Below are 22,949 nucleotides of genomic sequence, written 5' to 3' on the forward strand. Positions count from 1 at the left end.
ATCACCCTCCTAACCCTATCATGATTGTTTCAAGTGTAGTTTGCAGTGGAGAGCTAAGAACACTCGGGATAACACCAATTAACACGATTAATACCATTAGTACAATGACTGGGACAAACTCGATTCCTTTCAGGTCAACCACGCCCGTAAATTCACGATGCGACTTACCGTAGGTGATCCCTAGGACGGCGCGCAGGATGTACGCTGCTGTCAGGATAATGCCGAGTGTACCCACTGCTGCAACCCACGGAAGTTCCTTGAACAAGCCAAGGAAGGCCATGAATTCGCTGACGAACCCGGACATGCCTGGCAGTCCAAGTGACGCCATCCCGGCAGCAAGTAAAAAGCCTGCGGCAATTGGCATCCCTTTTGCCATTCCACCCAGATTTTCCATAAGCGATGTATCGGTCCGTTCGTATAGAATCCCAACAAGGAAGAACAAGAGTGCCGAGATTAAACCATGGGAAATCACTTGGAAAATAGCTCCTTGTACGCCCGCCTCGTTCATGGCGGCAAGTCCGATTAGCACGATGCCCATATGGGAAATCGATGAATAAGCCAGCACCATTTTAAAATCAGTTTGAATGAATGCTAGAAAGGCTCCGTACAGAAGGTTGACGACTCCAAGAATCGCAATAAGCGTTGCCAATTTTGCAAATTGTTCTGGGAAAATTCCCATTCCAAAGCGAATTAATCCGTACGCGCCAATTTTTAATAGAATCCCAGAGTGAATCATTACCACTGATGGCGGTGCCTGCACGTGAACTTTTAACATCCAGCTGTGCAATGGGAAAATAGGTAATTTGACGCCGAACGCAATCAATAATCCAATAAATAAACCAAGCTTCAAGTCACCCGACAATGGTGCACTAGGGTCGGCGAGCATTTGTTTCAGTAAATCAATGTTCGTTGTGCCTGTTTTTGCAAATAATATCATAATGACAATCAGCAGCACGGCTGAGCCTAAGCCATTATAAATCAAGAAGCTGTATGCCGCCTTCTCTTTTTCAAAATAGCCCCATTTTCCGATTAAGAAGAAGGTTGGAATAAGGGTGATTTCGAAAAAGATGAAGAACAAAATTAAGTTTTCAGCGGTAAACACGCCGAGCATGCCTATTTCTAAAAGAAGGAATAGCATGAAATAGCCTTTCCATTCTTTTTTCACAAACCGTGCGGCGGCAATCGCTGAAAGGAAAGCCACTACGGCCGTTAGGACAACGAGCAAGAGTTGAAAGCCGCTCAAGGCGAGTTCATAGTTGACCGCAAAGAAAGGAGCATCATTCAAGCCGCGGAATTGAATCCAGTTGACAGAGACGGAAAAGTCAGCCAAGTCCTTGCCCCAAAGAAAATGGAGATAGGCGGCCAGTGCCAGCAATAACGCCGGCAGTGTCGCAAGAATGCCAACCACTTTTATGGCTTTTTCAACTTGTTTTGGCATAAGCGCCAAAACGATAATTCCTAGTAAAGGGGAGAAGACTAGGATTGAAAGCACAGCAGATAAATTCATCGTAAGTACCCCCCTGTTAACGCAAAGATGACGGCGAGTACTGCCAGGCCGATGAAGGCGACTGCGCCATAAGTTTGAACTTGACCGGATTGCATTTTTGAACCCGCTGTGCCAAGTCCTTGAACTATTCCAACCACGCCTTTGACAAGTCCTTCCACCACGAAGACATCAATGAACCGCAGGAAGTAGCTGATGCCTTTGGTGACGGCTACGACGGTCATTTGATAAAACTCATCGACGTAATATTTATTCAGTAAAATCGTATGCAGTGTATCCCCTGTACCGCTTAACCAGTTGCGGGCAAGTGACCGCTTGTAATACATCAAGTAGGCTAGGTAAATGCCTGCTAAGGAAACTACGGTAGCCGCAATCATAATCCAGATTGGGCCTTCGATGTGGCCATGTCCGAGCGCCTCGTGGCCATCAACAAGCCAGTCGCCAAAAACGGAAGCCCATGGCGTATTCACATAACCTGCGACGATCGCAAGCACGCCGAGGACAATCATCGGCCCCGTCATGTTAGATGGCGACTCGTGTACATTTCTTTGACTGCCGCGTGCCTCACCGGTAAATACCATGAAGAACAAGCGGAACATATAGAATGCGGTCATGAAGGCCGCCGCAAGGGCTAACAAGAAGAGGATTGGATGTCCGCCTTCCCATGCCGCTACTAAAATTTCATCTTTACTAAAGAAACCAGATAACCCCGGTACACCGCTGATGGCGAGTGTTCCAATTAAAAATAATGGCGCGGTTAGTTTTAATTTTTTCCAAAGCCCGCCCATTTCCTCAATATTCTGCGTGTGGGCCGCATGGATGACAGAACCAGCTGCTAAGAAGAGCAGGGCCTTGAAGAAGGCATGCGTCATCAAGTGGAATACACCCGCCACATAGCCGGCAGAACCGAGGGCAAGCATCATGTAGCCCAGTTGTGAAACGGTTGAGTAGGCAAGTACTCGTTTAATATCGGTTTGCACGAGACCAATGCTCGCCGCAAAAATCGCTGTAAATCCGCCAATTGTGGCGATGGTCAGCAATGCGGTTTGACTTGCTTGGAATAGTGGAAACAGTGCAGCCACTAAGTAAACCCCTGCAGCAACCATGGTCGCAGCGTGGATGAGAGCCGAAACAGGTGTCGGACCTTCCATCGCATCTGGAAGCCAGGTGTGGAGCGGGAATTGACCAGATTTGCCGACAGCTCCGATAAAAATTAAAATCGCCGTTAACGTAATCATGGTTGGTGATATCTCGCCGGCATCCACCGCCTGGAAGATTTCACTATATTCGAAGGTTTTGGTTTCCCAAAAAAGCAGGATCATGCCGATGAATAGACCGACATCCCCGATCCGCGTCATGATGAACGCCTTTTTTGCCGCCGCCTTCGCTTCGTCTTTGTAAAAGTAAAAGCCGATTAGTAAGAAGGAACCAACACCAACAAGCTCCCAGAAGATATAGGTTTGCAGAAGGTTTGGCGAGATAACTAGCCCAAGCATTGCAAACGTAAATAATCCTAAATAGGCATAGAATACTCCGAAACGCTCGTCTCCATGCATGTACCCTTTCGAGTAGGTATGTACCAAGAAACTTACGAGCGATACGATAAACAGCATTAATGCATTTAATTGATTGACTTCAAAGCCCGCTGTAAGATGCAAATCCCCTATCGTGAGCCAGTCAAATTTCGTGACGTAGGTCGGCTCTGAAAAGCGCTCGATTAATACCAAAATTGAATAGATGAGCGAGGCCAGCGTGAACAGAATTCCCACAAACGCACTCGCCTCCTTCAGTCGCTTACCGAATAGAAGAAGGATCAAAAACGATAATAGCGGGAAAAGCGGTATAAGCCATGCATTTTCCATCATTATCACTATCCCCTTTTCGGGCGGCGGCCGCATGCCGGTTTAGTCGCGGCAGACCGCACACCCGAATTTTGTGTGTCGATTTGGTGCCTGACACCAATCATGGACACCCTGCCCCATTTGTCCGCCTGGAATGGACACTCCCGTTTATCGGGTGATGTCCGTCTGACGTGGACAAATAGGGCTGAATTGTCTTTTGATGGTGCCTGACACCCAATGGTTTTCTATGTTTGATTTAATGTTTCAATGTGTCCATGTCATCGATATTGACGGTTTTCTTGTTACGGTATAGGGCTATCATGATGGCCAAGCCAATCGCTGCTTCTGCTGCGGCGACGCTGATGGCAAACAGGGCAAAGATTTGACCTGTAATCGATGGAGCCATCCCGTATTTACTGAAGGTCACTAAGTTAATATTGACGGCATTCAGCATTAATTCGATTGAAATAAGGACGATGACAGTGTTCTTTTTCGTCAATGCGCCGTATAAACCGATGCAAAATAAGATCAATGCCAGGGCCAGGAAGGCTGAAGCGGGAACTGAACTCATTCCTTATCCGCCTCCTTCTTCTTATCATTTTTTGCTAAGATAATCGAACCAACAAGGGCTACTAATAGTAACACCGAGGTTAATTCAAATGGAATGATATATTTCGAGTATAGGGCTTCCCCAATTTGGAGCGTATTGTTTTCATGCAGCTTAGTTGGAACTTGTTCAATATTGAAATTGTAGATGCCAATGTAAACTGCAAAGGCAAAGCCGACGATCCCTAAAAACAAAAGGATTTTTCGCCACTTGCCTGTTTTCGCTTCACCTTCACCTTCATCATCATGTTTGGTTAACATGATCCCAAACAGCATGATGATGGTGATAGAGCCTGAATAAATCAAGATTTGTACGACCGCTACAAATTCTGCCGATAGCAGGACATAAATGCCGGCAATCGCTACAAATGTGAAGATTAGAGCTACGACCATATGCACGACTTTCGAAAGGTTCAATAACAGCACGCCGCCGATTATCGCCACAAGTGCGAGGCCCATAAAAGCGAGAAATTCGCCTGATAATATCATGCTTTATTCACCTGCCGTATGTTTTCATCGTTTTCATCCAGCCATTCGAGGTTTTTAAATAACATGTCACGGCTGTATTCTGCGAGTTCAAAGTTATTGGTCATGATGATGGCTTCGGTAGGACAAACCTCCGTACATAGATCACAAAGGATACAAATCTCAAAGTTGATATCATAAGTGTCAATGATTTTCCCTTTTTTCGTTGGATCCGGATGCTTCTTACCCGTTAATTGAATACAATCAGTCGGGCAAATATTCGCACATTGATTACACACAATACACTTTTCCGGATAAAACTTCTGAATCCCGCGGAAGCGGTCTGGCAGCGGAAGCGGCTCGTTTGGATAATCATACGTGACCTTCTCGCGCGATAATTGTTTAAGGGTATATTTCAAGCCTTTAAATACTCCAAGCACGTTTTTCACCCCTTTGCACAGTTTGAAGATAGTTTTGGGTGTCAGGCACCATTCCTAGCACCTCTACAGTGAAAAAGTAGTTTATGGTGTCAGGCACCATTTCGACCACTGTCACAGTGAAAAGGCAGTCATTGGTGTCAGGCACCATCTTATATGCTTTAAAAGAATAATGATTTGATTAAGGCGGTTAGGAATATGTTTGCTAATGCGATTGGCAAGAGTACCTTCCAGCCGAATTCCATGAGTTTGTCTGCACGGAATCGTGGGAGTGTTGCCCGCAGCCAGATATAAACAAACACAACCAAACTGAATTTAAGTGAAAACCATACAGCCCCAGGAATAAAGCTGAGGAATCCAAAAGGCGCTAACCAACCACCTAGGAAAATGACGGTAATCAAGGCTGACATTGCAAATAAATACACATATTCTGCGAGCATAAAGAAGGCCCAGCGGAATCCGGAATATTCAACGTGATAGCCTGCAACAAGTTCATTTTCTGACTCTGGTAGGTCAAATGGTGTCCGGTTTAATTCTGCAATAGATGCAATGAAAAAGACGACAAACGCGATTGGCTGTAGAAGAATGAACCAGCCGTGCCTCTGTGCTGCCACGATTTCATTTAGATTTAAGCTGCCTGATAAAAGAATCACGCCTAATACGGACATAACAAGCGGGATTTCATAGGAAATCATCTGAGCCGAGGCCCGCATGCCTCCTAAAAGAGCGTACTTGTTATTGGATGCCCAGCCGCCAAGCAGCATGCCGAACGTGGTTAAACCAGAAACGGCGATATAGTATAGTAATCCAACGCCGATATCGGCAAATTGAAATTTGTCCGTGAACGGCATGGTTGCCAGCACCATAAACGACGGCGCAAAGGCAATAACCGGTGCAATAATAAATAATGGCTTGTCAACTGCCTTCGGTATAATGTCCTCTTTTAGTAACAGCTTGAGGACGTCCGCGACCGTTTGCAAGAGCCCCCATTTTCCGCCCACTTGGTTCGGGCCATGGCGAAGCTGCATATACCCCAAGACTTTCCGCTCTGCTAAGATCCCGTAGGTAACGAAGCCTAATACGATTAAAAGCAAGACAGCACCGAGTAAAAAGAAAATCCCAAAGTTAGCCCAACCAGGACTTGACTGCAGCAATTCTTCTATCATTAGCCGTCAACCTCCCCAAGGACAATATCAACTGCCCCTAAAATAGCAATCATGTTGGCAATATTTTCACCCACTAATAGTTTTGGGAGAATTTGCAGGTTATAGAAGGATGGTCTTCTAAACTTTAAGCGATATGGTTCTTTTTTTCCATCGCTGGCAATATAGCAGCCTATTTCTCCGCGGGGTGACTCAATTCTGACAAACGCTTCCCCTTTAGGCGCCTTAATGATTTTCGGCACTTTAGCAAGAATATCTCCTTCAGAAGGAAATTGTTCAGCCGCCTGCTCTAGGATTTTTAACGATTCACTAATCTCAGCAAGACGAAGGTTATAGCGTGCCAAGCAATCCCCATCCTCTGATGTTGGAACATCAAAGTCAAAACGGTTGTAAATGCAGTAAGGTTCGTCCTTACGAAGATCCCATTTTACACCGGTGCTGCGAAGATTTGGTCCACTAAGTGAATATTGGATGGCCTCTTCTTTTGTATATTTACCGATCCCTTTTACACGGTCTAAAAAGATTTCATTTCCGCTGACAAGCTCGTGATAACCCTTAAGCTGACCGCGCATATATGGGACAAACTCTTTCACTTTTTCAATCCAGCCCTCAGGAGCATCCCACTTCACACCGCCGACACGCATATAGTTGAAGGTCAAGCGCGCACCTGACAGCTCGTTCAGCATGTTGATAATCATTTCCCGATCACGGAAGGCATAGATAAACGGACTAGTGGCCCCAAGGTCAAGGATGTATGTCCCCCATGCAACCAGATGGCTGGCAATTCGGTTCAATTCCATGGCAATAATGCGGAGAAAGTCGGCTCGTTCAGGAACCTCAATTCCCATCATCGTTTCGACCGCATGACAAATGACATAATTATTCGTCATGGAAGATAAATAATCCATTCGATCCGTATAAGGGATAATTTGCGTATATTGCAGGTTCTCAGCCAATTTTTCCGTTCCACGGTGTAAATACCCGATCACCGGCTTTGCTTCGGTAATGATTTCCCCATCTATTTTAACGACTAGGCGGAACACTCCGTGCGTACTTGGATGCTGAGGACCGACGTTTAGTATCATTTCTTCTGTTCTGATCACTCTCTACACCTCCACATCGTAAGGCTCATAATCTTTGCGCAGTGGATAACCAACCCATTCCTCGCCAAGCAGGATACGGCGTAAGTCCGGATGTCCCGTAAACTTAATCCCTAGTAAATCATAGGCTTCACATTCAGGCCATTCTGCACCTGCCCAAAGAGGCTGTACGGACTCGATGGTTGGTTCTTCACGGTCAATCTTTACTTTTAACGCAACAGATTGGCGGTTTTTGTATGAGAACAAGTGAACATAAATTTCCATATGTGTTTCAAAGTCGGTTCCATGAAGCTCTGATAAATAATCAAATCCTAGCAGCTCATTGTACTTTAAAAATTGAGCCAATTTATAATATGTATCACGCTTCGCCACGAGTGTTGGAACATCCTTAGAAAGTTTATTAATATAAGAATCTTCTAAAACATCAGAGCCTAGGTTTTCTTCAATGACTTTTACATATTTATCTAAGTATGGCTGGTTGACGGATGGTTTACTTTCCGCTGCTTGGGCTGCCGTGTCGACCGCTTTACCTCCGGCAGCTGCTTTCGCTTTGGCTGCTGCCGCTGCTTTCGCCTTCGCTTTGGCCGCTGCGATTGCTTTGGCCTTTTCGTCATCACCTGCAGCTCCCTCAGTTCCTGCTGCTTTCGCCTTTGCGGCGGCGGCTGCCTTTGCCTTCGCTGCCGCGGCTGCTTTTGCTTTCGCCGCTGCGGCCGCCTTTGCTTTGGCATCATCCCCGGCTGGCTCTTCCGCTGGTGTTTCTTCCGCTGGTGCTGCGCCGCCCGCTAGCTCCATTGCTTTGCGTTTTGCTGCTGCTGCCGCTTTTGCTTTCGCCACTGCGGCGGCTTTTTTCTTCGCGAGGTCGTCGGCTTCATTTGCAGGGGCTGGCTCTTCCGCTGGATTTTCCTCCGCTGGTGCTACGCCGCCTGCCAGTTCCATTGCCTTACGTTTTGCTGCTGCTGCCGCTTTTGCTTTCGCCACTGCAGCGGCTTTTTTCTTCGCCAGGTCGTCGGCTTCATTTGCAGGGGCTGGATTTTCCGCTGGATTTTCTTCCGCTGGTGCTACGCCGCCTGCCAGCTCCATTGCCTTACGTTTTGCTGCTGCTGCCGCTTTTGCTTTCGCCACTGCAGCGGCTTTTTTCTTCGCGAGGTCGTCGGCTTCATTTGCAGGGGCTGGATTTTCCTCCGCTGGCGCTGTGCCGCCTGCCAGCTCCATTGCCTTACGTTTTGCTGCTGCTGCCGCTTTTGCCTTGGCCACTGCGGCGGCCTTCTTCTTCGCAAGATCATCAGCTTCGTTTGTGGAGCTTTCGACCGGTGGAGTCTCAGCTGGTTCCGAACTCACTGGTGCTTCAACAGCAGGTTCCTCCTCGTCAGTGATTCCTTCGCGTTTCTTTTTCGCTAACGCCGCCGCCTTCGCTTTTGCCGCTGCGGCTGCCTTTTTCTTCGCTAAGTCATCGGCATTACTAGAGCCTGCGGAATCCGTCACTGGGGCTTGCGCTGGAGCATCCTCCCCCACCGATTTTGACGCAGGTGCTGCTGCTTCAGTTTCGCCATTTTCCTTGGCTTTACGCTTCGCAAGTGCAGCCACCTTTGCCTTTTCAGCTGCCTCTTTCTTTAATTGATCGAGATTTTTCTCCCCGCTCATCGGTTAGATCACCTTCTTCCCAGTCTTCGCTTCATAACGAATTTTTTCCTTTAACTTATTGATTCCATAAATTAAAGCGGCTGGGTTAGGAGGGCATCCTGGTATGTATACATCCACTGGAACAATCTGATCGACACCTTTAACAACGGAATACGATTTTACATACGGCCCACCTGCAGTTGCACAAGAACCCATCGCAATGACCCACTTCGGTTCAGGCATTTGATCATATAAACGGCGTAAGATTGGTGCCATTTTCTTCGTCACTGTACCTGACACAATCATACAATCTGATTGCCTTGGGGAAGTCCGGAAAAACGACCCAAAACGGTCCAAGTCATAGTTCGCCCCACCTACACCCATCATTTCAATCGCACAACAAGCCAGACCAAATGTCATTGGGTAGATCGAACTGCTTCGAGCCCAAGCTTTAATTTGCTCCAGCGTAGTCATAAATACATTTCTTTGTAACTCTTCCATTTCCTTTGGTGAAATATCCTCTAATTTTAAATCCATCGTAGCACCTTCTTCTTCCAAGCATAGACTAGGCCCAATAATAGCATCGCCACAAAAATTAACATTTCAACGAGCGCAAAAATTCCTAGTTTATCATAGGCAACCGCCCATGGATATAAAAATACGGTTTCCACATCAAAAATAACAAACATCAGGGCAAAAATATAATAGCGGACATTGAACTGTACACGAGAATCGTGAAATGGATCAATCCCGCTTTCATATGTGGTATTCTTCGCATCACTCGGTTTTGATGGACGCAGAAGTTTTCCCAAATATAACGCAACCACAGGCAGCAGCACCCCAAGACATAGGAACGCAAAAACTATCAGATAATTATTCTGATATACATTTAAAAGTTCCATGTCTATCCCCTCCAATGTTGTAAATTTTCATACTAATGAAACTTGTAACCGAATTCATTATAGCATTGTTACAAACCTGTGTCGACAAGCCAATTCTATAAAAATTTGGAATTCTCTTACGGTAAAAGTTAACCGTTTTTGGGTTCTTGAGAGCTTGGTAACAAACAAGACTATTAATCGAAAATAATTTCTAATTAGGAATCTGGCAAGGTGGATCTGACACCCTTTAAAGTGACTGGTTTGAAAAAATGGATATGCTATTAAAATTCGACAACACTCTCTAGTTAACCTCATTTTTTGCAGCTTGTCTGTGAGAATTGTTAAAAAATGTTCACCGAATTTGCAAATTTCACCATAATGGGCCACATTGCCAAAGGGCTATCCTAATCACCTTGTTAAACAAGCCATTGCAACCCCTTTCCCCTATCATCATATGGCTTAACCGCTGTTAACATGCAATTTTTAAAAAAACTAGTCCTTTGCTCCCAGCCCGCCGCAAACACAAAAAACCCCTCCAGTACATCTGGAGAGGTATTTAAATTAATGTAATTTTCTTTCCGATACGGCGAGGCGATTGATGGCACGCTGCAACGCAAGCTCAGCACGTCTGAAATCGATATGTTCAACTTGCTGCTCTTTCATACGCTGCTCGGCACGTTCCTTCGCTCTAAGGGCACGTTCTACATCAATTTCAGATGCTATCTCAGCCGATTGGGCAAGAATCGTTACTTCTTCAGGACGAACTTCTAAAAATCCACCACTAACAGCGATAAATTCCGTATTTCCTTCCTTCTTGAGACGAACCGCACCAATTGCAAGCGGAGCAACCATCGGAATGTGACCAGGTAAAATTCCCAGCTCACCACTCTGAGCTTTGGTACTAACCATTTCCACATCTGATTCATACACCGGGCCATCGGGAGTAACAACACTGACTTTAATCGTCTTCATTTTTTACCCTCCTAAGAAGCCTTAGGCTTCAACACCCATGCGTTTTGCGGCCTCAACCACATCTTCGATACGTCCAACAAGACGGAACGCATCCTCTGGAAGATGATCATATTTTCCTTCAAGGATCTCTTTAAATCCTTTTACTGTTTCTTTTACAGGTACATATGAACCTGGCTGACCAGTAAACTGCTCGGCCACGTGGAAGTTTTGTGATAAGAAGTTTTGGATACGACGCGCACGAAGTACGACTAACTTATCATCATCAGAAAGTTCGTCCATACCAAGAATGGCGATGATATCCTGTAACTCACGATATTTTTGTAGAGTCGATTGAACTTGACGGGCAACCTCATAGTGCTCTTCACCGACAATGTCAGGTGACAAGGCACGAGAAGTCGAAGCAAGTGGATCCACCGCAGGGTAGATACCCATTTCAGAAAGCTTACGCTCAAGGTTCGTTGTCGAATCTAAGTGAGCGAATGTAGTAGCCGGAGCCGGGTCTGTATAGTCATCGGCTGGTACATAAATCGCTTGGATCGATGTAACGGAACCTTTATTGGTAGAGGTAATCCGCTCTTCCAATTTACCCATTTCAGTAGCAAGCGTTGGCTGGTAACCTACCGCAGATGGCATACGGCCAAGTAGGGCAGAAACCTCAGAACCTGCCTGCGTGAAACGGAAGATATTATCAATGAACAATAACACGTCTTGTCCTTGTTCATCACGGAAATATTCAGCCATGGTTAAACCAGTCAAGGCAACACGCATACGAGCACCTGGCGGTTCATTCATTTGTCCGAATACCATCGCTGTTTGCTTAATAACGCCAGAATCTGTCATTTCGTGGTAAAGGTCATTTCCTTCACGCGTACGTTCACCAACACCGGCGAAAACAGAAATACCGCTATGCTCTTGAGCGATGTTATTAATTAATTCCTGGATTAAAACGGTTTTACCTACACCGGCACCACCGAATAAACCGATCTTACCACCTTTAATATATGGGGCAAGCAAGTCTACTACTTTAATACCAGTTTCAAGAATTTCTACTTCTGTAGAAAGCTCTTCAAATGATGGTGCTTCACGGTGAATAGAATCACGGCGTGCACTTTGTGGTACATCTTCTTTCAAGTCAATGGCTTCACCTAATACGTTAAATACACGGCCAAGTGTTACATCCCCAACCGGAACAGAAATAGGCTTGCCAGTATCTTCAACTTCCACACCGCGAGTTAATCCATCAGTAGTTGACATCGCGATGGTCCGAACTGTATCATCACCTAAATGAAGGGCTACTTCAAGAGTTAAGTTGATATCCACATCTGATGAATTACCCGCTTTAGTTTCAATCCTCAATGCGTTATAAATCTCAGGCAATTGACCGTTTTCAAACTTAACGTCAACAACCGGACCCATAATCTGAAGAACGCGTCCTTTGTTCATCGTTTTCCCTCCTAACTTACTACTTCCTGCATATTGCAAATGGTGTCAGGCACCACAAAGTTCTATTCTAGTGCCGCCGCACCGCCGACGATTTCGGTGATTTCTTGCGTAATCGCTGCTTGACGGGCACGGTTGAAAACTAATGTATAGTGATTGATTAATTCTTTGGCATTATCGGTTGCATTTCTCATCGCCGTCATCCGGGCAGCATGCTCACTCGCTTTGCTGTCGAGCAAGGCACCGTAGATTAAGCTTTCCGCGTATTGCGGCAGGAGAACTTCCAATATTTCTTCTGCAGATGGCTCAAATTCATAGGAAATGAGCTTATGAGAAGTGGTTAAATCCGCTAGTGGAAGCAACTTTTTCTCGGTAACGTTCTGAGAAATAGCACTTAGATAATGAGTGTAATAGACATAAAGTTCATCGAATGTACCATCAGAGAACATTCCCACCGTATTGCGGGTAATGTCTTGAATATCCGCAAAGTTTGGCTGGGCCGGGATCCCTGTTATTTCAAGGATGACATTCATGCCGCGTTTAGCAAAATAATCACGGGCCATTCTTCCAATTGCGATAATCGCGAACTCATCATTTGATTGATGACGGCTTTGGATCGTTTGATGAACTTTACGAATGACATTGCTGTTAAACGCACCAGCCAGGCCTGAGTCACTTGTCATGACAATATAACCTGTTTTCTTAACAGGCCGATGCTGCAGCATTGGATGGATCACGCCACCTGAACCGATTGCAATCGACGCTGTTACTTCTTGAATTTTTTCCATATACGGAACAAATGCTTTGGCATTAACAACGGCACGATTCCATTTAGCGGCCGAAGTCATTTCCATTGCTTTTGTAATTTGACTCGTCTTTTTCGTCGAATTAATACGACCTTTAATTTCGCGTAATGAAGCCATAGGTTCTCACCACCCTTTTTCAAAGAATGTCTGGCTTGACCGCGCGGCCGCCTCATGCGAGGTGCCGCGCGCCAAACCTTGCTATATGTCAGACCCTATTATTCGGAAACTGCAAACGTCTTTTTGAAGTCGTTGATTGCAGAAGCCATATCATCATCAGAAGGAAGTTCCTTCGTTTTTGCAATATGGTCTAACAACTCTTTGCGGTTGTGGTCTAACCAATTATGGAATTCTGATTCAAAACGACGGATGTCCTCTAATGGAATATCATCAAGGAAACCGCGTGTTAACGCATATAGGATTGCTACTTGTTTTTCAACAGACAGCGGCTTGTGTAGATCTTGTTTAAGAACTTCAACCGTACGGGCACCACGCGCAAGTTTCGCTTGAGTGGCCTTATCAAGGTCAGAACCGAATTGCGAGAATGCCTCTAACTCACGGTAGGAAGCAAGGTCAAGACGCAAGGTACCAGCAACCTTTTTCATTGCTTTAATTTGCGCTGAACCACCTACACGGGATACGGAAAGACCTGCGTTAATCGCTGGACGAACGCCAGAGAAGAATAGGTCTGATTGTAAGAAAATTTGTCCATCTGTGATGGAGATAACGTTTGTTGGGATATAGGCAGAAACGTCACCTGCTTGTGTTTCGATGAATGGTAAAGCTGTGATTGAACCAGCACCAAGTTCATCGCTTAACTTACAAGCACGCTCTAATAAACGGGAGTGCAAGTAGAATACATCCCCTGGATACGCTTCACGACCTGGAGGACGACGAAGCAGCAAGGAAAGTTCACGGTATGCAGCCGCTTGTTTAGACAAATCATCATAAACGATTAAGACATGTTTGCCTTCATACATAAATTCCTCTGCCATCGCAACGCCCGCATATGGTGCTAAATATAGCATTGGAGCTGGCTGTGATGCTGCAGCGGAAACAACGATTGAATACTCTAATGCGCCATATTTACGAAGTGTTTCAACCGCACCACGTACAGTTGATTCTTTTTGTCCAATGGCAACATAGATACAAATCATGTTTTGACCTTTTTGGTTCAAAATGGTATCAATGGCAACAGATGTTTTACCTGTTTGACGGTCACCGATGATTAACTCACGCTGGCCGCGGCCGACTGGCACAAGGGCGTCAATCGCTTTAATACCTGTTTGTAATGGTTCATGAACGGATTTACGAGACATAACGCCAGGAGCAACCGCTTCAACTGGGCGGGTTTTCGTAGCGTTAATTGGACCCATACCATCAATTGGCTGGCCTAATGAGTTAACAACACGTCCGATTAGTCCGTTACCGACAGGAACTTCCATGATACGGCCTGTACGGCGTACTTCATCACCCTCACGGATTTCTGTGTAAGGTCCAAGGATGATAATACCGACGTTATTTTCTTCAAGGTTTTGTGCCATACCCATAACGCCGTTCGAAAATTCAACGAGTTCTCCGGCCATACAATTATCGAGACCATGAACACGAGCGATACCGTCACCTACGGAGATAACTGTACCGACATCAGTCACTTGAATTTCTGCCTGATAGTTTTCAATTTGCTTTTTTATCAGGGCACTGATTTCTTCAGCTTTGATGCTCATGAGTTTCACCCCTAACTATTTACTTTGGGAATGTTTTTTGCAAACATTCAACTTTTAGGACTGTCCAGCTCCAGCTCCCAACGGTCGCCTTCGCTTTTCTTCTTAGCTTAACAATAATTTACGTTCTAAACGATCGAGTTTGCCACGCAAACTGCCGTCATATATACGGTTTCCAATCCGAAGGCGGATGCCGCCCAATAGGTTGGAATCAACGATATTTTCAATTCTAAGTGATTTCTTGCCAACTTTTGCAGCAAATACAGACGAAATCGCATTGCGTTCTTCGTCAGATAGGGCGCGGGTACTGTAAACTTCAGCCTCAGCGATACCCATTTCTTCATTTGCCAATTCTAAAAATTCATTTACCACGTCCACGATTTCATCTTCGCGGTGACGGTCGACTAAGATCAACAGTGTATTGCGTACATATACATTGACTGTCGAGAAAGCGGCCGACAAAATCTCTTTTTTCTTTTCAATAGAAAGTTTGGAAGATTTAAGGACTGCTTTTAATTCAGGATTGTATTGTACAACTTCCTTCACTACACGAAGTTCTTCTTCCATTACTCCAAGAAGCTGATTCTCTTTCGCAATTTGTAAGAGGGCCAACGCGTAGCGCTTTGCTACCATGGAATTACTCATCGCTGTTCTCCTGCCTCTTGGATATAATCGTTAATAAGTTTATCTTGATCCGCTGCATTCAATTCTTTCTCAATTACTTTAGAGGCAATTAAGACAGAAAGACTTGCAACTTGTTCACGAATAGCGGCAACCGCTTTTTCTTTTTGCTGATCAATTTCAAGCTTCGCATTTTCTTTCAAACGTTCTGCTTCTGTACGAGCTTGGGCAATAATTTCCTCACGCTGCAAGTCGCCTTGCTTCTTAGCAGATTCAATTAAACCTTGTGCATCCGTACGAGCTTCTTTTAAAAGATTACGTTGTTCTTCTAATAGTTTCTTCGCTTCTTGACGGCTATTTTCAGCTGCAGCTATTTCATTGGCTACATGTGCTTCCCGTTCTTTCATAATGCCCATTAACGGACCCCATGCGAACTTCTTCAGCAATAACATCAAGATAATAAACATCGCTAATTGGTATAAAATATCACCATAATTAACACCGTGATGGGCAGCAGATTCAGCTGCGCCTAATACAAGACTGCTTGTTAACACCTCGGGTTCACTCCCTTCAAGAGTCGTTTCTAACATAAACACTATATCAATCCAAAATTATCACTTAACGGTGCCTGACACCATTACTACCATTATTCCAATGGAAATAGACGGAATGGTGCCTGACACCTTCTAGTATAGACATAATAGAATGGCGAAGGTTCTCATGGAAATGATCTTCGCCATTTTTTAACCGTCTATTGTTTAAATTATTGACCTTGAACCATGAACGCGATAACAACCGCGATGATAGGAATCGCCTCTACTAACGCAACCCCGATGAACATTGTTGTTTGAAGCATACCACGAGCTTCTGGTTGACGCGCAATACCTTCAACTGTACGAGATACGATAAGACCGTTACCGATACCAGCACCTAGTGCTGCTAAACCGATTGCAATTGCTGCTGCTAAAAGACCCATTTGTAATTTTCCTCCTTAAAATGTATAAATAAATTTTTTATTTGTTCATAAATGAACTATTAATGGTCACTGCTCACTTTGTGTGATAAGTAAACCATAGTTAACATGGTGAAAATGAATGCCTGGATGGCACCAACAAAGACTGAGAAGCCTTGCCATGCGAGCATTGGTACGATAGCGGCAATACTTCCGCCAACACCAGTTGCAAGCCCGCCAGCTAGTAATCCTAATAAAATTTCCCCCGCATAAATGTTACCGTAAAGCCGGAGTCCAAGAGTCAGTGTATTGGCAAACTCTTCGATAATCTTGATTGGGAACATAAACCAAAACGGTTTAAAGAATTCTTTTCCGTAAGCGGCTGTCCCTCTCATTTTCACACCATAGAAGTGTGATAGCCCTACCACCAACACAGCTAGCGTTAATGTGATCGCAGGATCCGCTGTTGGTGATTTCCACCATACCTCACCATTAATAACAATTGAAAATGGCAAGCCCAGCATGTTAGCGACAAACACATACATCATAATCGTGATACCAAGAATATGAAATCGTCCGCCATCTTTCCAATCCATTGTGCTGTTAATGATATTCTTAACAAAGTCCATGACCCATTCCATAAAGTTCTGGATGCCAGTTGGCTTCATGGCAAGCTTACGAGTCGACAGAACCGCAATTAAAAACACAATTAATGAGGCAACAGTGATCATTAAGACGTTCCCCATATTAAAATAGAGCCCCATAAATTCAACTATATGAGCACCGTGTTCCAACAAAATTCACCTCGCTTCCCCGCTATTTATGTATTTGTAAAGAATGCATAAAAAAATCTATCATAATGACAATATAGGATGTCATTAGTCCTATTACCACACTAATAAGATGAAGCTGTTCTGGATACTTCATGGCTACAATAACAGCAAGAGCTGCTGTCGCAAACCGTGAAAAAGATCCAAGCGAGCGTACCTTTTTCCCTTGGGAAACAGATTCGCCAAACTGCCCCATTTTTCTTACCATTAACCACAAATTAAAGAGGCTCAAACTCGTCCCAAAAACCAACCCTAGAAAGATAGATTGATAAGACGTGAACCCCCAGCCGAGTACATAAATAGATAATAGAAAAAACATCCATTTTCTCTGTCTGATAAACATTAACTGTAATTCCGGCATGGTGGTTAATCTCCTGAAAAGAAATGACGGATCGATACAAACATTGAGTAAATACCTGCGGCCAGCCCGATAAACAATCCGATTATTAAGAAAATTGGCTCTGTACTCCACTGCTTATCCAGCCATTTCCCTAAGAAAAGGCCGATCAGAGTAGCTCCTGCCAGCTGTCCAAGAATGGCAGTCATAAGTGCCATTGCCTTAAATGGATTGCGGTCATTTTGCATATTATTCTCTCCTTACTATTTAAGAGAATCTGCAATGGACATAAGCGGTATTTTGGGAACATGATAGAGCTGTAAACCCTATACAAGTATAATGAAAACCCTATCATTCATACCCTTTGTTAGCATACAATAGCCACCCATCAATGTCAATGAGTTTACGTGATTTAATCCACAAACTATTCCCTGCATTTCTTCCTTCTAAAAAATTTTATTAACACTATAATTGTATTGTAATTTTGGAACAAATTAAGACAAATTTGTGTCTATTTTGTGAACATTTATTATAACTCTTAATAAGAAAAGGAGCCGGAAATGCTCCAGCCCCTTTGAAATCTATCTTTCTTGCTTCTCAATCACAATCATCCTCTCAATAAAGTCCTCCTTTCCAGCCTTTTTTGCGAATACTTTTATCAAATAGGTCCCCTCAGCCGGCAGTTGATCAACATTTAGCGTCTTTCGCAGCTGCCCCTTTTTCACATTGGTCTCACTATCTAAATAACCAACAAAACGGTAATCCTCCGGGTTAAACAAGGCAATCCCGAATTCCTCCGCCCCGCCCGGCAAATAGACTTCATAGCGATATTCCCCCTGCCGGTCGCCTTCCGTAAAATCAAAGCCCATCACCCGCGGGTAACCCGGCTCCTCCAGCACATACAAATAGGGAATCCGAATTTTCGCCGCTCCTGCCTGGAGACTTAGATAACCATCATGAATCTTCCCTTTAAACACGTGCGGGTCCACCAGCAATTCCACGCTAACCTCCTTAGATTCTCCGGGACCAAGCGTGAACCCAAGTGGAAACCGCCAGCTCAGCCCCTCAACCTGCTTTGGAATCTCAAATGAATACCGCAGCGATTTCTCACTGACATTTTCCACCCGCACTTTAGCTTGGTGACGATCACTCTCATCCGTAAACTTCCCAAACCGAATGCTGCTTGGTTCCACAAGGGACGCCGCTTTAATCGCCTCATCCACTTGAATCCTGCCTGCCCCCTGCTCATACGTCCGATAATAGCTCGATGATTCACCGTGATCCCCAATCTTAATCGGCCGGACCAACCCCGGCTCCTTACTGCTGCGTTCGAGCGGTTTCGCCGTATTCATCAACGCCGCCTTCACCTGCGCCGGCGTCCACTTCGGATGGGCCTGCTTAATTAACGCACACGCCCCGGCCACATGCGGTGCCGCCATACTCGTCCCCTGCAGTGACAAATAACCGCCCGGAACCGTCGAATTAATCGCTACCCCTGGCGCCACCAGATCCGGCTTAATCTCCCACGTCCCCGTCACCGGCCCGCGCGAACTAAAATCCGCCAGCCGGTCCCGTTCCTTGACGATGACAACCCGTGCCGACATCCCTTTATTTTTTTGTAAAATAACTCCGTCACTCTTAGCGAGGGCGCCAACAGGGATGGTCATACTAGATTCCAGATTCCCCATAAAGTTTCCACTCGTATTATTGTAAATCAGCACCGCCTTTGCTCCTGCCTCGGCGGCATTCTGTGCCTTCTCTGAAAAAGTCAAAGTACCCCTTTTCATGAGAACCAGCTTTCCAGCTGCATCTTTCAGGTCCTGTTTCCGGCCGATGCCGCCATCGACAACCTCTAAGGAACGGTCGAACGCCCAATTAGCCGAGCCTTCCAGCGGTTGAATCCGAAATTTTGTACGGCTTCCTTCTATTAATAATGAAGGAATTTCCATTGTTGGAGTCGAAGCCCCCACCGATATGGCTTTAGAGGCAGTCCCCGGCGAGCCGACCGTCCACACATTCGGACCTGAATTGCCAGAGGCCGCCACAGCGACAATCCCTTTGTCCACTGCGCGATTCAGCGCCAGGGAAATCGGCAAATCAGGACCATTAATATCGTTACCAAGTGATAAATTAACAATATCAACTTTGTCTTTAATCGCTTGCTCAATCGCGGCCAGCACTTGCTCCGTTGTCCCGCCGCCGCCCGGACCGAGCGCCCGGTATGCGACAATTTTTGCTTCTGGGGCGACGCCTTTTATTTTTCCATTTGCAGCAATAATCCCCGCTACATGCGTGCCATGAATTGTCGCCTTCCCGGTGGCAAGCGTCTCCATCGGATCTTTGTCATTGTCGACCAAGTCATGCCCGCCGGCGTAATTTCTTTTTAAATCAGGATGGGTGTAGTCAACGCCGGTATCAATGACTCCGACGGTAACTCCCTTACCAGTAAGCCGTTCATTTTTTTCATCAAAAAAACTGCGGACCACCTCACCGCCAATAATTTTGACACTTTCCTCGGTTTCAGCCTGGTACTTGCTAACCGGTGAGACGTTTAAGATAGATTCCTGCTCGGCCAGCTCGGCAATTGCCTCAGGGCTGCCCTGCACCGAAAAACCATCAATAGCTTCACGAAAAACGCGGCGTAGTTTGACGTCTTTATACGGTTGGATGATTTGTTTGATTTCTTGCTCAGATTTGGGCTGTTCCAGAACAACAATTGCAACGGTTTCGTGCGCTGGTTTTGGAATGGGCGGATGAATGAGGATGGTGGAAAGAATGAGAAGCAACAGTTTCATCTGAAGAAATCCCCTTTTCTTCTATCGTTTTCATTGGGAAGGGAAAGTATGCATCGGAATCGTATAGGCGTTGATTTCCTTTTCAGTTAATTGGATAGTAGCATGTTATTTGGCAGGGTATAGTGAGTTCCGCGTTTTGCGCCATACGCTTGGAGCGGAAGCGCGCGCAATTGTTTTCCCGCCGTATGGGTGGACTTCAAGCCTAAAAATTCACCGTATTGTTTTCTTGTTATGGTTGGTCCTAACAATAGAAAGTAATCATCGACAGCAGGAAAATGGGCTATTTTTGAGGTTAAATGACATTGGGGGCAGTGCCAATTTGTGGAATAGTAGCTCATCATCGTTTGACATTTGGGGCAAAGAACCCCTGGTTTAATATCCGCCTTTGTTAATTTATAAGTGGGGAGAATATCTGGAATGGGCGTTTGATGGTGGGTTAACAGGAGATTCACTAATTTGTTCAATTTCCTTTTCGTAAAAACGGGGTTTGAATACTTCATTTCCAGCTCATCCAGTTTATCCAACAGTGATTCGGCATACATCACCTCATTCAAAACTTGTTTGTTTGTCGTTTCAAGTAAGGTCGTTGATTTACTAATAATCACCGCTCTTTCTATCGGCAAACCGCTCATTTGCATGTTCCTTAGCAAATTATCAAACTGAAGTTTCTGCCTTTTGACCTGAAGAATAGGATTCGAAATGCCTTCTTCTTCATGATTAAATTCTTTCGTCACATGATTAAATTCCTTGTGAAAAATTAACTTTTTCGATAGATTTTTTACTTCCCCAATGAAGATAAACCGCGCTGAAATAATCATTAAGTCGATTTGGAAGGCCTTTTTATCAATTAGCCTTAGGCCATGAAAAATGTAATACCGATCTTCTGGCAAAAGCGACAAATAATAGCTGCATTCCTTTTCGCCATAATACCCTTTCAGCCACGCCCGCAAATCTCGTTCGATAGTGGGCCGAATAGGATGATTTTTTTGGAGTCTGCGCAGCAATGCCATACATTGGTAAGCCATAATGGGAAGCTGTAACTCTAATACAACCAAATATCCCACCTCATTTCTATTTTTAGAGTAACTTCTCTAAAAATTTTTCAAATCCTGCTTAAAAAGTAAGGACAAATTATGAATGTCTTTAGTTCTGTTGAAATTCGGATTTGGATTTGTGCTATTTTGGGGGAGATTTGTGCCATTTTGGAATGGTTTTGTGCCATTTTAAACCCCTTTTGTGCTATTAGACAAATATTTCCATTTTAAAAAAACCTTGTGCCTAGTATTGTGCCATTTCAGCGCAGTTTTGTGCCATTTTGGAATGGTTTTGTGCTATTTTAAACCCCTTTTGTGCCATTAGACAATTTTTACCAAATATTCCAACAAAAAAAGCCGAGCAGCGAGTGCCCGACTTCCACTTATTTCGTTCCAAACAACCGGTCACCAGCATCGCCTAAACCTGGCACGATGTAGCCGTGGTCATTTAATTTCTCATCTAATGCTGCAATGTAGATATCCACATCTGGATGCGCTGCTTTTAGAGCTTCAACACCTTCAGGGGCAGCAATTAAGCACATAAATTTGATATGTTTTGCACCGCGCTTTTTCAAGGAGCGAATCGCTTCAATCGCGGAACCACCTGTTGCCAGCATCGGATCCACTACGATGAAATCGCGTTCTTCCACATCGCTTGGAAGCTTAATATAATACTCAACTGGCAGTAATGTTTCAGGGTCGCGGTATAAACCGACATGACCTACTTTTGCAGCTGGAATCAATTTTAAAATACCGTCCACCATGCCTATTCCAGCACGCAAAATAGGAACAAGTCCGATTTTTTTACCGGAAAGAACCTTTGACTTTGTCGGACAGACTGGAGTTTCAATATCAATATCCTCTAATGGCATATCCCTTGTGATTTCAAACGCCATTAATGTAGCCACTTCGTCGACGAGCTCGCGGAACTCCTTTGTTCCTGTATGTTTATCTCGTATGTAGGTAAGCTTGTGTTGGATTAGTGGATGGTCGAAGACGTAAACTTTTGCCACAAAAATCGCCCCTTTTATTATTAAATGAATTTTCATTAGACACTTCGTCTCATTTTACAGAAAAAAAATCGATAGAGCAACTTGAAAAAAACTTGCCGACAATCTGCCGGCAAGTGGTTACACTGTTAATAACTTTTTTTCAACGCTTTTTAAATCCTCGACACTGTCAATTTCAAACGTATCGGTCGGATTCAGTCTTCGTAAATAAACATTCAGATCGCTAACATTCATGCGGACAATATCATCCCAGTACCATTCGTTAAAGCCGCCCGAAGTTTCAACCGCTTCGGTTAACTTTTCGACAATATAAGCACCGTCTTCCTGATTCCAATAGGAAATACCAGAGAGGATATACTCATTCTCACCGTCGCGAACGTCCAAATGAAGCACTTTGTCGTTTTCATCTGTTTCAATGACCCACTCATTTGAAAATTGATCTTTTTGGATTGAAAAATAAAGTGAGTTCTCTGGCTCGACATCAAACACATTGTGATTCATAAACACGTCGCCCTCTAAAATATAGGCATCGGGCAAGAGCTCTTTGACCAAATACATCGAATAAATATTGTTATATTGATCGTATTTGTCATTATGAATCAATTCAACGCCATATTTCTCCACCAAATAATCGAACTTTTCATGAAGGTATCCTGTTACGATGTTGATGTTGGTAATTCCTTTGTCTAAAAGGAACTCAATTTGCCGCTCAATCATCGGCTTGCCCAAAACTTTAACAAGCGCTTTGGGTGTGTCATTGGTTAACGGGCGCAACCGAGTTCCCATACCTGCTGCTAAAATAATTGCTTTCACT

Annotated in this window: 24 protein-coding genes; all 24 read right to left on the reverse strand. The window is 44.6% G+C overall.

All coding sequences use genetic code 11. From position 1 onward, the window contains the following. Position 1 precedes the first annotated feature (1 nt). The 24 genes from AC4E8C_RS23795 to AC4E8C_RS23910 all read right to left on the reverse strand — a co-directional run bounded on the left by AC4E8C_RS23795 (position 2) and on the right by AC4E8C_RS23910 (position 22,948). On the reverse strand, positions 2-1,507 hold the full coding sequence (locus AC4E8C_RS23795; protein ID WP_490209094.1) for an NADH-quinone oxidoreductase subunit M: 1,506 nt from the start codon (positions 1,505-1,507) through the stop codon (positions 2-4). Further along, entirely contained in the window at positions 1,504-3,369 is a 1,866-nt protein-coding gene (nuoL, locus tag AC4E8C_RS23800) for an NADH-quinone oxidoreductase subunit L (protein ID WP_490209095.1), read from the reverse strand. Before nuoL ends, AC4E8C_RS23795 begins: the two co-directional genes overlap by 4 nt. A gap of 232 nt (positions 3,370-3,601) precedes the next feature. After that, the gene (nuoK, locus tag AC4E8C_RS23805; protein WP_490209096.1) at positions 3,602-3,916 is read right to left on the reverse strand and encodes an NADH-quinone oxidoreductase subunit NuoK; all 315 of its coding nucleotides are present in this window, start codon (positions 3,914-3,916) and stop codon (positions 3,602-3,604) included. Continuing rightward, positions 3,913-4,440 carry an NADH-quinone oxidoreductase subunit J gene (locus AC4E8C_RS23810; RefSeq protein WP_490209097.1) on the reverse strand — a complete coding sequence of 176 codons (528 nt, stop codon included), beginning with the start codon at positions 4,438-4,440 and terminating at the stop codon, positions 3,913-3,915. The genes nuoK and AC4E8C_RS23810 overlap by 4 nt, the downstream gene beginning before the upstream one ends. After that, complete coding sequence (gene nuoI / locus AC4E8C_RS23815; RefSeq protein ID WP_490209098.1) at positions 4,437-4,856, reverse strand: NADH-quinone oxidoreductase subunit NuoI; 420 nt, start codon at positions 4,854-4,856, stop codon at positions 4,437-4,439. The genes AC4E8C_RS23810 and nuoI overlap by 4 nt, the downstream gene beginning before the upstream one ends. Before the next feature lie 158 nt (positions 4,857-5,014). Continuing rightward, on the reverse strand, positions 5,015-6,019 hold the full coding sequence (gene nuoH, locus AC4E8C_RS23820) for an NADH-quinone oxidoreductase subunit NuoH (protein WP_490209099.1): 1,005 nt from the start codon (positions 6,017-6,019) through the stop codon (positions 5,015-5,017). Beyond that, positions 6,019-7,119 (reverse strand): NADH-quinone oxidoreductase subunit D, encoded by a 1,101-nt coding sequence (locus AC4E8C_RS23825; protein ID WP_490209100.1) that lies wholly within the window; start codon positions 7,117-7,119, stop codon positions 6,019-6,021. The genes nuoH and AC4E8C_RS23825 overlap by 1 nt, the downstream gene beginning before the upstream one ends. A 3-nt stretch (positions 7,120-7,122) precedes the next feature. Then, positions 7,123-8,370 carry an NADH-quinone oxidoreductase subunit C gene (locus AC4E8C_RS23830; protein ID WP_490212644.1) on the reverse strand — a complete coding sequence of 416 codons (1,248 nt, stop codon included), beginning with the start codon at positions 8,368-8,370 and terminating at the stop codon, positions 7,123-7,125. A 390-nt stretch (positions 8,371-8,760) separates the two neighbouring features. After that, positions 8,761-9,273, reverse strand: coding sequence for a NuoB/complex I 20 kDa subunit family protein (locus AC4E8C_RS23835; protein ID WP_490209101.1), 513 nt, complete (start codon positions 9,271-9,273; stop codon positions 8,761-8,763). Continuing rightward, the gene (locus tag AC4E8C_RS23840) at positions 9,264-9,638 is read right to left on the reverse strand and encodes an NADH-quinone oxidoreductase subunit A (protein ID WP_490209102.1); all 375 of its coding nucleotides are present in this window, start codon (positions 9,636-9,638) and stop codon (positions 9,264-9,266) included. The genes AC4E8C_RS23835 and AC4E8C_RS23840 overlap by 10 nt, the downstream gene beginning before the upstream one ends. A 540-nt stretch (positions 9,639-10,178) precedes the next feature. Beyond that, positions 10,179-10,589, reverse strand: a complete 411-nt coding sequence (locus tag AC4E8C_RS23845; protein ID WP_490209103.1) for a F0F1 ATP synthase subunit epsilon — start codon at positions 10,587-10,589, stop codon at positions 10,179-10,181. Positions 10,590-10,610: 21 nt separating this feature from the next. Further along, positions 10,611-12,032 carry a F0F1 ATP synthase subunit beta gene (gene atpD / locus AC4E8C_RS23850; RefSeq protein WP_490209104.1) on the reverse strand — a complete coding sequence of 474 codons (1,422 nt, stop codon included), beginning with the start codon at positions 12,030-12,032 and terminating at the stop codon, positions 10,611-10,613. Between the two features lie 62 nt (positions 12,033-12,094). Then, the gene (atpG, locus tag AC4E8C_RS23855) at positions 12,095-12,952 is read right to left on the reverse strand and encodes an ATP synthase F1 subunit gamma (protein WP_490209105.1); all 858 of its coding nucleotides are present in this window, start codon (positions 12,950-12,952) and stop codon (positions 12,095-12,097) included. 98 nt (positions 12,953-13,050) lie between these two features. Further along, complete coding sequence (atpA, locus tag AC4E8C_RS23860) at positions 13,051-14,559, reverse strand: F0F1 ATP synthase subunit alpha (RefSeq protein ID WP_490209106.1); 1,509 nt, start codon at positions 14,557-14,559, stop codon at positions 13,051-13,053. Positions 14,560-14,661: 102 nt separating this feature from the next. Further along, positions 14,662-15,201 (reverse strand): F0F1 ATP synthase subunit delta, encoded by a 540-nt coding sequence (locus AC4E8C_RS23865; RefSeq protein WP_490209107.1) that lies wholly within the window; start codon positions 15,199-15,201, stop codon positions 14,662-14,664. Continuing rightward, the gene (atpF, locus tag AC4E8C_RS23870) at positions 15,198-15,731 is read right to left on the reverse strand and encodes a F0F1 ATP synthase subunit B (RefSeq protein WP_490209108.1); all 534 of its coding nucleotides are present in this window, start codon (positions 15,729-15,731) and stop codon (positions 15,198-15,200) included. Before atpF ends, AC4E8C_RS23865 begins: the two co-directional genes overlap by 4 nt. 209 nt (positions 15,732-15,940) lie before the next feature. Continuing rightward, positions 15,941-16,153, reverse strand: coding sequence for a F0F1 ATP synthase subunit C (gene atpE / locus AC4E8C_RS23875; RefSeq protein ID WP_006838507.1), 213 nt, complete (start codon positions 16,151-16,153; stop codon positions 15,941-15,943). A 59-nt stretch (positions 16,154-16,212) separates the two neighbouring features. Next, positions 16,213-16,923, reverse strand: coding sequence for a F0F1 ATP synthase subunit A (gene atpB / locus AC4E8C_RS23880; RefSeq protein ID WP_490209109.1), 711 nt, complete (start codon positions 16,921-16,923; stop codon positions 16,213-16,215). Between the two features lie 22 nt (positions 16,924-16,945). After that, entirely contained in the window at positions 16,946-17,320 is a 375-nt protein-coding gene (locus AC4E8C_RS23885) for an ATP synthase subunit I (RefSeq protein WP_490209110.1), read from the reverse strand. Positions 17,321-17,325: 5 nt separating this feature from the next. Continuing rightward, complete coding sequence (locus tag AC4E8C_RS23890; protein ID WP_490209111.1) at positions 17,326-17,544, reverse strand: AtpZ/AtpI family protein; 219 nt, start codon at positions 17,542-17,544, stop codon at positions 17,326-17,328. A 333-nt stretch (positions 17,545-17,877) separates the two neighbouring features. Then, a complete protein-coding gene (locus tag AC4E8C_RS23895) occupies positions 17,878-20,091 on the reverse strand; it encodes a S8 family serine peptidase (RefSeq protein ID WP_490209112.1) in 2,214 nt (737 codons plus the stop codon). An 86-nt stretch (positions 20,092-20,177) separates the two neighbouring features. Further along, positions 20,178-21,146, reverse strand: coding sequence for a nuclease-related domain-containing protein (locus AC4E8C_RS23900; protein WP_490209113.1), 969 nt, complete (start codon positions 21,144-21,146; stop codon positions 20,178-20,180). 362 nt (positions 21,147-21,508) lie between these two features. Then, positions 21,509-22,138, reverse strand: a complete 630-nt coding sequence (upp, locus tag AC4E8C_RS23905) for a uracil phosphoribosyltransferase (protein WP_490209114.1) — start codon at positions 22,136-22,138, stop codon at positions 21,509-21,511. A 117-nt stretch (positions 22,139-22,255) separates the two neighbouring features. Further along, the gene (locus AC4E8C_RS23910) at positions 22,256-22,948 is read right to left on the reverse strand and encodes a sugar phosphate nucleotidyltransferase (RefSeq protein WP_490209115.1); all 693 of its coding nucleotides are present in this window, start codon (positions 22,946-22,948) and stop codon (positions 22,256-22,258) included. Between the last annotated feature and the right edge of the window lies 1 nt (position 22,949).

Source organism: Neobacillus sp. SRL179 (assembly GCF_984799095.1).